This is a genomic window from Nitrobacter sp. (assembly GCF_051535235.1).
Lineage (GTDB): Bacteria > Pseudomonadota > Alphaproteobacteria > Rhizobiales > Xanthobacteraceae > Nitrobacter.
Genome location: NZ_JBPPLZ010000007.1, coordinates 123418 through 137056 on the forward strand (window position 1 = coordinate 123418; position 13639 = coordinate 137056).

A 13639-nucleotide genomic window follows, 5' to 3' on the forward strand; every position below is an offset into this window, starting at 1 on the left:
CCGGCTTTGGCGGTTAGTCCCGCGCCGGAGTTCCAAGCACCTCCGTAGAAGCCCCTAGGAGGCTGCCCTTAGGATATCGACCGAAATATTCCGGCGCACACGTCTCGGGTAAACCAAACCATCCGCACCAAGGAGATGGTGACATGCATACCCAGACAATCGCTTCCCCGACTGCCCAGGCTCTCAACATCTCGCATGTCGTGGCGACTGAATCGGCCGACCAATTCAGCGCCATAGCTCGTTGCTCGGGAGTGGTCGCGAGCGAATTTTCCTACAAAAAAGAGGAAGAAATTTACGGTGAGGGCGAGCCGTCAGAATACCTTTACCAGATTATCTGCGGTGCAGTTCGTACCTATAAACTCCTAAGCGACGGGCGAAGGCAGATCGGCGCGTTCCACCTGCCGGGCGATGTTTTTGGTCTCGACCCCGGCTCCGAGCACCGCCTCACCGCCGAAGCGATCGTCGATACCACCGTCCGCCTCGTGTCTCGCCGCAGCCTCGAGAAGGCCGCAGCATCGAATGCCCAGGTTGCCCGTAATCTCTGGACGTTGACGGCAAGGGATCTCCGGCATGCCGAAGATCATATGCTGCTTCTTGGCCGCAAGACTGCGATGGAGCGCGTGGCCACTTTCCTTCTGGAAATGGATCGCCGGCTCGCCAAGGCCGGCATGATGGCGCTCCCGATGTGTCGTCGCGATATTGGCGATTATCTCGGTCTGACGCTGGAGACCGTCTCGCGGGCGCTCTCGCAACTCAGCGATGATGGCATCCTGATTTTCTCCAGCGCTCGCCAGATCGCGTTGCGTAACCGGCGGCGGCTATCCGCCATGGAGGCCTGAGGGCACCGAGCCGCGGTTCACCCGCTCCATCCCCAAAAGACGAGGAGTTTCCCATGAACGACTATCGCGTCTCTTTCTACAAGAACCTGCTGAATTCGAACGGGCATAATTTCAAGTGTCTTCAGCGGCAGATCGATGTTCAATCAGATGATCCCTCCCACGCGCTGATTCTGGCGGAGCAGAAAATCCGCCATGAGCGACTGAACGTCGACTGTGCCGAGGTGACGTATCTGCCAGCCGAACCTTATGGATACGCGTATCCGTCTCGTCCTTGTGCCCTTGGCGCATTGGATGCTGCCGGAATGTCAAATTTTTAGCGTCTGACGCTGGCCATGTGTCGTTGCGTGGCCTGGCGCTGCGGGAGCCCATTGCCATCATGGAGCCGACGAGCACGCGGCAAGCTCGTTGATGGCCGCAAGTCAAAGTTAAAAAATAAGGTAAAAAATTACTGTCTGACCGGGTTCGGCTCCCGAGCTTCGCAATATCCTCGCCCGGCGGTCGCATGATGAACAAACGATCGCGAATCGGCTCTCAGTCGCTGCTGGGGCACCGGGGCCGCGGAAATGGGCCGAACAGCGCGTCGGGCCGAGTAGCCGCCGGTCCGTCAAACGCATGTTGCGGATTTGAAAGCGTGCAAATCCTCCAATGCGATGTTGAAAAACCGGATCGGGACCGGTTTAGTGACCCATAACTCGATTAGATGTGATATTTTGTTAAAAAGTAGTATTTATGTGTTCGTTGTATAATAATGGCGACGATGGTGACGCGGCCGATGTTAAGCCATCCGTTGATCGGACGGCGCCGAGCGTTGGCAAGTGGTTGTCTGCAAATTTACGTTGCATTGCAACTAACACCAAAGGCTAACTTGCGCGAATACCGGATGATGATCGACACTGCGGCAGCGCTGAATTGCCAATAATTTCTGTTGTGGCGTTATTTCCAACAATATTTACATTGGTTCTGGCGTCGGCTTAGGCGAGTCGTTAATGGACGGCGAACCGAGCGCATTTGGACGGTAAGATGAAGAAGCATTCGCACGAGGAAATTCTTTTGAAGCTGGCCCGGGCCGACGAACTGGCTCGCGCCGGCAATTCCCAGGTGGACGTTTGCAAGGCGCTCGGCGTGAGCGTGATGACGCTGCACCGGTGGCGGAAGCTTCCCTTGCCCAGGCCGGAATCGGCCATTTCGCAGAATCACGCCGATGACCACGACCGCAGGGCGCTCGCCGGTTCGCCGGCAGTGGACGAGATGCGCCATGTGCTGGAGGAGCTCAAGCTCGAGAACCAACGGCTTCGAAAGATAGTGACGGATCTCTTGCTTGAGAAAATGAGGCTGGAGGAAACCGCGGTGACCGCCTCGTCCCGCCCATCAGGCACGCAGAACGTCATCCAGACTTTGCTTGGTCCCGCTGATTCCAGGTAACTTCATCAAGCCGAAGCGGTCGGGTTTGCTCTATTCCTCCCGCTCTGCCCGTTCGATCGTATCCGCGAGCTGCTGAATTTCCTGGTCGGCCGCATCTCCCGGCATGAAGCTTGTGACCGACTGACCGTTGGTGAAGCAGCGGACGAAGGCGGCGCGGGCGGCGATCGACGGCGCGACGATCTCGCCGAATCCGCTCAATTCATCGATCAGTTGCCGTCCCTCAAGCGTGCGGCGGTCGAGTCTGTTGGGCACGAGGATCACCTTGATTCGATCTCGCCGGTGTTTCCGCGCGGCGTCGATGATCGCAAGGGTCTGCAGCGTCGCGTCGAGATCGAGACCTGACGGCGTGCAGGGCACCAGGATCAGATTGGCCAGTGCGATCGAGGCGCCCATCTCGCGCGCATTGGGAGCCGTATCGATGACCACGACGCCGGCTTGAATGCTGCGTACCTCCTGGGCCCAGGCGGACACGGACGTTTGCTCCAAAGCCATTTCATAGACGGGGAATTCAAGATTGCCCGGCTCAGCCCATTGCGAAGCGGAGCGTTGAGGATCGCTGTCGACCAGCGCGACCTGATGCCCGCGGCGCGCGAGGGCGGCAGCGGCGCAGACCGCAATCGTGGTTTTGCCGACACCGCCTTTGCGCTGGGTAACCGTGATAATCCTCCGCATCGGTCCGGAAAAGCTCATATCGGCGCCACAATAACGAAATCTCACATTTCTTTGTCAATAAAGTTCGCCGGCATTACCATTCATTAACCGACAATCACAATCGACGACGGTATGAAATCGGCTCGCGGTCCGTCTTCTCACGCATATCTCAACGGCGAATTGCGAATGACAGTTCCGGAACGGGAACGAACCGGGCAAAAACGCGGGCGATATCCTTTGTAAAGCGGCCTTAAAGCGACCTTGGAGGCTGTCGGGACCGTCTGTACCGGATGATAAGAGTAAAATGTATGTTAACAGCCCGTGAATTTGACCCCTTGACTCAGGCAGTCTCACGCAACTAACATAACAAATATCGCGGTGCATCATAACACATAATGTGATGGTGCATTCAGCACGGATCACTTCCTGGTTCAAGCATACAGCACCTTCAAGCCGCAGCATATTAGCGTCGATTGGCGTCGACCGGGGTATCTGCTTCGCTATAGATCTTGGGAATCCAGTCAGAGGGTGCCATGGCCATTTCCTACCTGACGAAGACCGAGCTGGATCATTTCGTCCAGCATAACGGAAATATCGAGGCGGGCGTAAGATCAGCGCTGATCGACTCGCTCGAACAAAGCGGCGTCTTCCATCAGACTGAGGATGGCACAAGGGGATGGTTGGAGTCCGGACCATTTCACGGCGGACCGGTTCCGCCGATCGTTCAGATTCTGGACGTGTCGCAGTCGGCGAACGTCCAGACTAATCCCAACCTGAAGGCGATCGTTCTGGACGATCACAGCGCCCGACTGAATGTGACCGGCGGTGACAACGACATATTCGTCGCGGCCGGCAGAGGGTCCGACACCATCAATCTGCACGACAGCGGCAACGACACCGTCTATGGCGGTAGCGGCAACGACGTGATCCGTGGAGGTCACGGTGACAGTTCGCTGTTCGGTGGCGCCGGCAATGACAGCATATTCGGGGGCACCGGTACCGATACGCTGGATGGCGGCGCCGGCAACGACTATCTCGTGTCGGGGGCGCTGGCGTCAGGCGGCGGCGGCGGCGGTCATTCGCACGATGCCAACGCGGGTGGTCACTCGCACCACGGCGGTCACGGTCACCCGCATGGCGGTCCGGGCGGTCATACGCAGCTTGCCAGTGCGGACAATGATTTCCAAGGCGGCGGCGGCAACACGGGCGGGCACAGCACGCTTCTCGGCGGCGCTGGAAACGACACGCTGGTCGGCGTGCAGGGCGACGTCATGCAGGGCGGTGCCGGCAACGACCAGGTCTGGCTACGTGACGGCGGCGCTCATGGCGCCAACTCGACGCTGGAGGGCGGTGCCGGCAATGACACCTTCCATATCCAGACGCACCACGGCAACGATACGATCTTCGGCGGCGGCGGCAAAGACACTGTCGACTTCGCCGATCGCTCGATCTTCGACCTAACCAAGATTGACCCCGATTCGAGCACCAACACCTACACGCTCCACTTCAGCGATCACCAGACGATTGCGGTCAGCGGAGTTGAAGAACTTCACTTCAGCGACCAGATCGTCACCCTGCCGAAGCTTTCGTAATTCGGCCGCTAAAGACGTAACATTTGCGAAAGCCCCGCTTCTTCCGGCGGGGCTTTTGCTTTTGAGAGGTTCTGTAGACTCGATGTTAGGGATACGGAAATGCTTTGGTGGCCAATCATGCCTTTGTGAGGCCACATCGATAGGGTGATGGTAGTCGGCCCCGGAGCCGTCTCGTTCAACCCGCCTTCCGATAGCTCCAATCGGGATGTTAGGAGCCGATCTTGTCCGGTATCAAGCACTTGCTCAATGCGGGCTCCGGACCTGGACCGGCGCGACGAATTGCTCGAATGATCCATGAGCAGGAGTTGAAAGAGGTGCGGTTCGACATCGATCCCGGCGTCCAACCCGACGTCGTTGGTTCGGTCCTCGAACTCGAGAAATCCTTCGAACCGCAGTCGTTCGACATGATCTGGTCGTCGCACGTTCTTGAACACCTCTATGCTCACGATGTTTTTCCCACACTGCGCCAGTTCCATCGGATTCTGAAGGACGATGGGTTTGCCCTGCTGATGACCCCGGATCTCGAAGCCGTAGCTCATTTTATCGTCGAGCAGGGTATTGCGGCCGTCGCCTATCAATCTCCGGCAGGTCCCATCAGGCCCCTCGACATGCTTTACGGCCATTCCCGCGCGATCGAGGAAGGGCACATGCATATGGCTCATCGCACCGGATTTACGGCCGAGCGGCTCGGCAATCTGCTGTTGATGGCGGGCTTTCCCACCATCTCGGTGGCGACGGAAAATTTTGAGGTCTGTGCCCTGGCGCTGATGCCCGAGGCGAATGACGCGGCCATCAAGAAGACATTGTTAGAAAGCGGCTTTAACTTTCAGGAAGAAGTGACAGCCTAGTTCCGTTAAGTCGCCGGCCCGGCCATCGAGAATTGCCGATCCCAGCGCCCTGGCGCCAATCGCCAAATGTTCGTGTTTCCGTCACTTTTATTGTATCTAATGTTATTGATATGGGCGTGTTATCATTCAATCCGGAATGATACGCTCTGAGTGGACAATAACAGACAGACCGGACTTTCATGATCGCGCAATCCGTCGCCGAGAATGCCGATATCGATCCGTTGCTTCCGTCCGGACTCGAATGTCTGGTCATCGTCGCACGACAGCACGGGCTGCATCTCACCTCGACGCAGCTTATCAAGGACAACCTTCTCAGCGGCGAGGAGGTGCTTCCCGGCCGGCTTGTCCGCTGCGCCGAAAAGGCCGGCATGCGATCGAAGCACGTTCAACTCGATTGGGACGGACTTTCTCATCTGAAAAAGGCGCTCCCGGCCATCGTTGGTCTGCGCAACGGAAGCTTCATGGTGTTGTTGCGCGTCGATGGAGACGCCAACAATACCCGCATCGCGCTGAGAGACCCGAACGCGGCGGAAGACGCGCTGCTCGTGATCGATCGGCCCCGTTTCGAGGATATCTGGTCCGGGGACGTCATTCTCGCCAAGCGCAACTACGATATATCAGACGAATCCCAGCCCTTCAGTTTCGGCCTCGTTGCGGCATTGATATTTCGCGAGCGGCGCATCGTCCGGGACGTGGCGGTCGCCGCGCTGGTTCTCGGATTCCTCGGCCTCGCGCCCATCATGTTCTGGCGTTTGCTGTCGGACAAGGTAATCTTCTATCACGCTTATAATACCTTCTACGTGCTTTGCCTTGCGATGCTGGTCATCATCGCCTTCGAAGCGATGTTTGCGTTCCTCAGGCAAATCCTTGTTCATCACCTGACGACCAGGCTTGACGTCAAGCTGTCCACCTACGTTTTCGAAAAGGTCCTCAATCTTCCCATCGACTATTTCGAGCAGACTGCGGTCGGTCTCATCGCGCGCGATATCCGGGAAGTGTTTCGCATTCGCTCGTTTCTGATGGGCCAGTTGTTCGGCACGCTGCTGGATTCGACGACGCTGTTTTTCTTCCTGCCCGTCATGTTTTTCTTCAGCCCGATCATGACCCTGGTTGTCCTGGCGCTGTCGGGGCTGATCGTCGGATGGCTGATCCTGATGCTTCCGACATATCGCAAGGCGTCACATGCGGTCCTGGTCGCGGAAGGCGAGCAGGGCGCGTTTCTGGTTCAAACGCTCAACGGCATCCGGACGGTGAAATCGCTGGCCCTCGATTCGCGGCAGCGCCATTTGTGGGACGTGCTGGTTGCGCGTGTCGCCAAGGCGCGGTTCTCGGAGGGAATGACGGGAAACGCGATCCAGGCGGTGGTGCGTCCGCTGGAGCGGCTTGCGGTGAGCGGTTCCTATGCGCTCGGCGTCTATCTCGCGCTGACGAACAGTGATCCTGTTTTCATCGGGGCGTTGTTTGCATTCCTGATGCTGTCGCAGCGGGTGTCGGCTCCGCTGATGCAGATGGCCCAGTTGATCAATCAATACGATGAAGCGCGCAGCGCGGTCGCGACCGTCCGCAACCTCGTGAACCAGCCTGCCGAGGAGGGGCGTTCCGGACATGGCGTCCGCTCCCCGATCGAGGGCAGGGTGGAATTTTCAAATGTCACCTTCAGGTATAAGGGTGCCGTCTCGCCGACGCTGAATGGCGTTTCCTTTGAAGTAACCCGGGGAACGACGCTCGGCGTGATGGGCAAGAGCGGTTCCGGCAAGACCACGATCACGCGCCTCCTGCAGCGATTGCATTCCGACTACGACGGACTGATCAAGATCGACGGGATCGACGTCCGCGAATACGATGTGGATCATCTGCGCAGGAACGTCGGCATCGTTCTGCAGGAAAACTTTCTTTTCAGCGGGACGATTCGCGAGAACATCTGCGCAGCCGTGCCGGACGCCACTTTCGATGACGTCGTCAAGGCGGCGCGACTGGCGGGCGCGGAGGAGTTCATCGACAAGCTGCCGCGCGGTTATGAAACCCGTGTCTATGAAGGATCGCCCAATCTCTCCGGAGGGCAGCGGCAGCGTCTTGCGATCGCCCGAGCGCTGATCGTCGATCCGCCGATTCTTATCCTTGACGAGGCCACGAGCGCGCTCGACGCCGACAGCGAGGCCATCGTGAACAGCAACATTACGCGGATAGCGAATGGCCGGACGCTGATCATTATCTCTCACCGGTTGTCGTCGCTGACCGCGGCGGACGCCATCCTCGTGCTCGACCGGGGTGTGGTCGACGATATCGGGCGCCACACGGAACTGCTGGAGCGGAACGATATCTACAGTTCGCTCTGGTATCAGCAGAACACCCATCTCGTGCCCGCGGTCCGTAGCGACAAGCCGAAACTCCGGAGCCCGACCCTTGTCCCATAGCCAGGCTTCGCTCGCCACCGTTCGCCAATTCCAGTCAGAGACGGACGCGATCCGGGAGGCGGCCGAGCCGCTCGCCGCGCGCGCCACGCTGTTCGTGCTTTCCGCATTCCTTGTTTCGATTGTCGCAATTCTGTGCCTGACGCGGATCGACCGCGTCATCACCAGCCTGAATGGCAATATCGTGCCGGCCGGTCATATCAATGTCCTGCAGGCGCTGGATCCATCGATCATCAAGACGATCAACGTGCGGGAGGGCGAGCAGGTCCACACAGGGCAGTTGCTCGCCACGCTCGATGCGACCTTCACCTCCGCCGACTTGACGCAGGCGAAGTTGCAGATGGCGAGCCTTGAGACGCAGGTGGCGCGTGACGAGGCCGAGTTGAACCAGAAGCCGCTCGTATTTGCCGACAAGTCGGATCCGGACTTCCAGAAATATGCCGCCCTGCAGAAGGCGCTCTACGGACAGCGCGTGGCTCAATATACCGCCCAGATCAACAGTTTCGAGTCGAAGATCAAGGAGACCCAGGCGACGATCGAGAAGCTTCGCGGCGACGATGTCCGATATCGGCAGCGCGACGATGTTCTGGAAAAGATCGAGAAGATGCGCACGACGCTTGCGGAGCACGGCACGGGATCTCAGCTCAACATGTACGTCTCCCAGGACGCCCGGCTCGAATTGCTGCGGACACTGGAGAATACGCACAATGGCCTGATCATGGCGCAGAATACGCTGGGATCTGTCATCGCCGACCGTGACGCCTTCAAACAGCAATGGTTCGCGCAATTGAGCCAGGACCTGGTGACGACGCGCAACAAGCTCGACGAAGCGAGGGCGACCTACGAAAAGGCGCTCAAGCATCAGAACCTGGTGCGCTGGACCGCGGCCGAACCCTCGGTGGTGCTGACGATGGCAAGGCTTTCGGTCGGCTCGGTGCTCAAGCCTGGAGATCCCTTCATCACGCTTATGCCGATCGACACCAAGCTCGAAGCCGAAATCAGGATTTCCTCGCGCGATGTCGGATTCATCCGGGCTGGCGATCCCTGCACCATAAAGGTCGACGCCTTCAATGCAGCCGAGCACGGTACTGCGGCCGGAAATGTGCGCTGGATCAGCGAGGGCGCGTTCACGACGGATGATGACGGTAAGCCGCTCGACTACACCTACTACAAGGCGCGCTGCTCGGTGGACTCCTACAACTTCAAGGACGTGCCCAGCAATTTCCGTCTGATTCCGGGCATGACCCTTCAAGGGGATATCAATGTCGGCACGCGTTCCGTCGCGATGTATCTGCTCGGTGGAATGCTGAAGGGCATTCACGAGGCTATGCGTGAACCATGATGCTTTCGCCGCAATCGCTTCTGGATTGGATTCGTCCAGCATCCGCAGCGTCACGCCCTGGTCCTTTTGAGCAGGGAGTGGCTGCGTATGAGCGCGGTAAATACCTGGAAGCGATCAAGTGCTGGAAGCTGGCGTCAGAGGCCGGCGAGGCCGAAGCGGGCTACCGGATAGGGATGCTCTATGTGAAAGGCGAGGGAGTTGTCAGGAGCGTTCCGGATGCCGTGGCCTGGTACGAATGGGCAGCTCAGTTGGGCAACGTCGAAGCGCAGTTTCAACTCGGCCTGATCTTTCTGCACGGAGACAAGCCGCTGCTCGGTCCCTATCGCCACGAAACCTGGCGCAGATCTTCCGCCGTTCGGCTGGGCGAAAAAGCATCGGACATCCATCATCTCGTATTTCCGTATGGAACGATCGTTGAAAGGGATGTCGAGGCGTCCTTCGGCTGGATGTCGGCCGCCGCGGAAAGAGGCAAAGCAGAAGCACAGACCGTCCTCGGCAACATGTACTGCGAGGGACTCGGTTGCGAGAAGGATTTAGGTGCGGCGCTCGGATGGTATCTGGCCGCGGCGGAGCAGAACTGCGCCGCCGCGGAATTCGCGCTGGGCGACGTCTTCTATCAAGGCAAGGGCGTTCCCGTCGATTTCGAACAGGCGGCGGTCTGGTATCGCAAGGCGGCCGAACGGGATCATGTCAGAGCGCAGGTTGCGCTTGCGTTCATGAACCTGAAAGGAACGGGTATGCCGGAGACTCCGACGGAAGCCGCTCGCCTGTTCCATAACGCGGCCAAACATGATGATGCGATCGCGCTCTACAATATCGGCCTGTTGCGTCTGAAAGGTCATGGTGTCGCGAAGGATGTCGACCGGGCCGAAACGGCGCTGCGCAAGGCGGCGCGCAAGGACTACTTTCCCGCAATTCAGGCTTTGGCCGATTTTTATTCGCACGGCGCGGGCGCCGAGCCCGATTTGAGGGAAGCGGCCGTCTGGTATGAAAAGGCTGCCGAGCGTGGTGACGTGCAGGCGCAGTTTTTCATGGGTCGCTTCTACGCGACGGGCACTGGCGTCGGTCCGAATATCCGTCAGGCAGCGAAATGGTTCGAGCGCGCGGCCGGCAATGGCCATGCGACCGCCGCGTTCAACATCGCCATCTTCTATCTCAACGGCTCCGGCGTCGAACGCAACGTGAAAGCGGCTATCGAGTGGTTCGAACGCGCATCCGAAGGCGGCATCCGCGCCGCGCAGTTGCAACTCGGCAAGCTGTATTCGGCGGGCAACGGAGTGCCGCGCGATCACAAGCGCGCGGGAGAGTGGCTCAGCAAGGCGGCTGCGGGCGGAGACCCGGACGCCAAGCTGTCCTATGCGCTTTTCCTGCTCCATCAGGAAGACGGACCGACCGAACGGCTTGAACAGGTGCGCGCGCTGTTGAGCGAGGCGGCTGAAGCCGGTCATGCGCCGGCTGCATTTCAACTCGGCGTTTTGGAAATGGGCAGGTTCGGGGGCGCCGCGAATGCCGAAGCTGCCGTTTCGTGGTTCACCCGCGCTGCCGGCGCCGGTCATGTCGATGCTCAATACACATTGGCGCTACTGTATCTCGATCAGGAGAGTGCCATGAGCGATGCGAAGGCCGCCGCGGCGTGGATGACCAAAGCCGCGCAGGCCGGCCATGCTGGCGCGCAGTTTCATCTCGCGGTGATGTATTGCACCGGTGCGGGCGTGGCCCAGGATGTGGTCCACGGCGCGAGCTGGTACGAAATGGCGGCGCGCCAGGGACACAAGGTTGCCCAATTCAATTTCGCGGTAATGCTTGGAAAAGGGCAGGGATGCGAGGCAAATCCCGAAAAGGCGGCCGAATGGTTCAAGAAGGCGGCCGAGCAGGACATGGCGGAAGCGCAGGTTGCGCTCGGCGATGCGTTGATGTCGGGAAGCGGCGTTGCGCAAGACCGCGATGCGGCGGCGCACTGGTACCAGCAGGCAGCGCGTAAAAACCACGAAGTAGCCGTGCGTCGTCTAAACGCGATCGGCGTGACGCTGGTCGATAGTTGAGCGTCGCTCGGCGTCCGGATTGCTGAAGTTTGGTGCAGCATTGTGTTTATTGCCGAGAACGAGGATCTCACTTGCGAGATGCGAGTGGATCGTCTTCGAACCGGTAACCGATGGGAAGCTGAGCTAGAGCGGATGAAGGAAAAGCGTGCAGCGATTTTCCTCCTGCGTCCCGCTTCTTAAAATATTGAAATCGATCACGTCGATGAATTTGGATCGTTTCGATCTGAAAATCATTGTGATCTGGTGGGTCCGAGGGCAGGGGATCGGAGTATGATGAATAAGATTGCGGAGCGCGATGTCAGGAATGCGAAGGGCATGCGGCCCGTCGCCAATCCTATTTCGCAAGAAGAAAACCTTCAAAGCGTATTCCTTGATCCGGACCTGAGCGATCTGGAGTCGGGCGCACGTCTGCGTGGCGCGATACTTGAATATTCCGGCCGGGAAATTTCGGGCTGGATCGTCGATGCCAGATCGCTCACGGCATCTGTCTCTCTTTCTCTCTTTGTCGGATCCCATGCGATCGAAGAGACCAAGACCGATCGCGCGGCTCCCGCTGCGATCGGTTCGAAAAAAACAATCGGCCGGCCCGGCTTCCGGATCGATTTGGCGACCGTGGGTGCGCGTCGACGTTTGGCGCGCGCGCTCAGACACACTCTGGTGGAGCGAAGTCAGCCGCAGATTTATCTTCGCGTCAGCCTGGACGACGGCGAATTTTTCGAGATCCCGCTGTTTGACAACATCGCGCCCGACGAACTGGTCGTCGCGCTGGGATTCTCGAGTGACGACTGCTCTGATCTGCTGATACCGAACAACAACAAGACGGTTCCGGGAGCGCCGGATCCTGCCGGGAAACAGGTGCGGCATGTCTGTTTCTATCTCCCGCAATTCCACTCGTTCGCGGAGAACGACCGATGGTGGGGCCCCGGCTTTTCCGAATGGACAAATATCGCGCGCATGCGTCCTCAGTTTCCGACGCATCAATCTCCCTGGCTGCCGGCGGACCTCGGCTTCTATGACGTAAGATTGAAGGAGACCCGCCGGCAACAAGCCGAATTGGCGCGCCGCTACGGTATCCATGGTTTTTGCTATTACGTTTACTGGTTTCAGGGGCGCAGACTTCTCGAAAGACCGCTGGAGCTCCTTCTGGAGGATGGAGAACCAGATCTGCCATTCTGCATATGCTGGGCGAACGAGAACTGGTCGCGCCGTTGGGACGGCTCGGATGCCGAGGTTCTCCTCGGACAAAATCATTCGCTGGATGACGATGTTCGCTTTATCGACGATATGGCGAAGCTCCTGCTTGATGAACGTTACATTACGGTGGACGGCCGCAAGATCATCCTCATTTATCGCCCCTCGCTCTTGCCGGACAGGCAGCGTCTGTTCGAGATCTGGCGTGAGAGAGCAAAGGAATTGGGAATCGGAGAGATTCTGATCTGCAACGCCATGACGTTCGGAGAGTTCGACCCGCGCGACCTCAACTGTGATGCGGCGGTGGAGTTTCCGCCGCATACCGTTTCGACGATGGAGCAGCCGCTGCCGGAACTGGGCGCCCCGCCGAGCTTTACGGGAAAGGTTTACGACTATGTCGACGCTGTGCGCTCATCGTTGGGCAAGACGTACGATTTTCCCTATTTCCCGGCCGTCATGCCGCGCTGGGACAACACGCCCCGCAAGGGTTCGCGCGCGCATATCTTCAACAGGTCGAGTCCGGAGGCGTTCGAAGTATGGCTGCGGGATGCCGCCGGCCGGGCAAGGAGAGGCCAATTTGCCGAGCCGATCGTCTTCATCAATTCCTGGAACGAGTGGGCCGAGGGAGCTCATCTGGAACCGGACTCGCGTTACGGGCGAGCATTTCTGGAGGCGGTGAGACGAGTTTCATCCTCTGAACCGATCTCGACCCAGGTTCGTTCAAATCCGGATCTGCTGGATTGCCTGAGCCGGCAAGAGCTCGAGGTAGCGGTGAAAGAGGCGGCCACTCACGTTCAACTGCTCGCTACCCTTCATCGGTCGGAGATGATCTATTCGGGATTGCAGCACATACGCAGCGGCATTCCCGTGGAGGCTCGAGGCGCGTCCGAGAACCCGCCGGAATCGTTGCTCGTTATCGAGAACATCAATTCCCAAATCAGCGAGCGGGTGGTGGTCGACCCACGATCGACGGTCCTCGTGCGCGGCTGGGTATGGGCGGGCGGCACATTCGAGGCGACGAAGCACAGAATATCGTTTCTGCTCCTCCTCTCCGCCGATGCTGAAAAGCAGGATCATAGCGGTTACTGTCTGGTGGTGGACTGGCACGAACGCTTGGACGTCAAGGACTATATGCAGGTGAAAAGCCGGGATTGTTATTTCGGTTTCCAGCTCGCCTTTTTCGTCCGCGACATACCCGACGGCGAATACCAGATCGCTGTTCTGGAAGTGGGCGAGGGGGACCGCGCGCTCGTCAGGTCCAATCATTCGATCATCGTTCGACGTTGAGTTGAGGGACCCAT

The 13639-nt window shown here is 58.8% G+C and carries 10 protein-coding genes; 9 read left to right on the top strand and 1 reads right to left on the bottom strand.

The window, feature by feature from the left end; translation table 11 throughout:
• The first annotated feature begins 143 nt into the window (after window positions 1-143).
• From ACS3WA_RS11360 to ACS3WA_RS11370, 3 genes are all read left to right on the top strand, one after another.
• Window positions 144-839: a helix-turn-helix domain-containing protein gene (locus ACS3WA_RS11360; RefSeq protein ID WP_438278626.1), complete on the top strand. Its 696-nt coding sequence runs from the start codon at window positions 144-146 to the stop codon at window positions 837-839.
• Between the two features lie 53 nt (window positions 840-892).
• A complete protein-coding gene (locus tag ACS3WA_RS11365) occupies window positions 893-1156 on the top strand; it encodes a hypothetical protein (protein ID WP_438278627.1) in 264 nt (87 codons plus the stop codon).
• Between the two features lie 703 nt (window positions 1157-1859).
• Window positions 1860-2261 (top strand): transposase, encoded by a 402-nt coding sequence (locus ACS3WA_RS11370; protein ID WP_438278628.1) that lies wholly within the window; start codon window positions 1860-1862, stop codon window positions 2259-2261.
• A gap of 30 nt (window positions 2262-2291) precedes the next feature.
• Here ACS3WA_RS11370 and ACS3WA_RS11375 read toward each other — a convergent pair whose 3' ends face one another.
• Window positions 2292-2933 (bottom strand): AAA family ATPase, encoded by a 642-nt coding sequence (locus ACS3WA_RS11375; RefSeq protein ID WP_438275288.1) that lies wholly within the window; start codon window positions 2931-2933, stop codon window positions 2292-2294.
• 512 nt (window positions 2934-3445) lie between these two features.
• On the opposite strand from ACS3WA_RS11375, the gene ACS3WA_RS11380 reads away from it, so the two are divergent.
• The 6 genes from ACS3WA_RS11380 to ACS3WA_RS11405 all read left to right on the top strand — a co-directional run bounded on the left by ACS3WA_RS11380 (window position 3446) and on the right by ACS3WA_RS11405 (window position 13625).
• Window positions 3446-4504, top strand: coding sequence for a calcium-binding protein (locus ACS3WA_RS11380; RefSeq protein WP_438278629.1), 1059 nt, complete (start codon window positions 3446-3448; stop codon window positions 4502-4504).
• A gap of 218 nt (window positions 4505-4722) precedes the next feature.
• Window positions 4723-5352 (top strand): class I SAM-dependent methyltransferase, encoded by a 630-nt coding sequence (locus tag ACS3WA_RS11385; RefSeq protein WP_438278699.1) that lies wholly within the window; start codon window positions 4723-4725, stop codon window positions 5350-5352.
• Between the two features lie 179 nt (window positions 5353-5531).
• The gene (locus ACS3WA_RS11390; protein ID WP_438278630.1) at window positions 5532-7766 is read left to right on the top strand and encodes a peptidase domain-containing ABC transporter; all 2235 of its coding nucleotides are present in this window, start codon (window positions 5532-5534) and stop codon (window positions 7764-7766) included.
• Window positions 7756-9105, top strand: coding sequence for an HlyD family type I secretion periplasmic adaptor subunit (locus ACS3WA_RS11395; RefSeq protein WP_438278631.1), 1350 nt, complete (start codon window positions 7756-7758; stop codon window positions 9103-9105). Before ACS3WA_RS11390 ends, ACS3WA_RS11395 begins: the two co-directional genes overlap by 11 nt.
• The gene (locus ACS3WA_RS11400) at window positions 9105-11147 is read left to right on the top strand and encodes a tetratricopeptide repeat protein (protein ID WP_438278632.1); all 2043 of its coding nucleotides are present in this window, start codon (window positions 9105-9107) and stop codon (window positions 11145-11147) included. Before ACS3WA_RS11395 ends, ACS3WA_RS11400 begins: the two co-directional genes overlap by 1 nt.
• Window positions 11148-11420: 273 nt before the next feature.
• Window positions 11421-13625 (top strand): glycoside hydrolase family 99-like domain-containing protein, encoded by a 2205-nt coding sequence (locus tag ACS3WA_RS11405; RefSeq protein WP_438278633.1) that lies wholly within the window; start codon window positions 11421-11423, stop codon window positions 13623-13625.
• The last annotated feature ends 14 nt before the right edge of the window (window positions 13626-13639 follow it).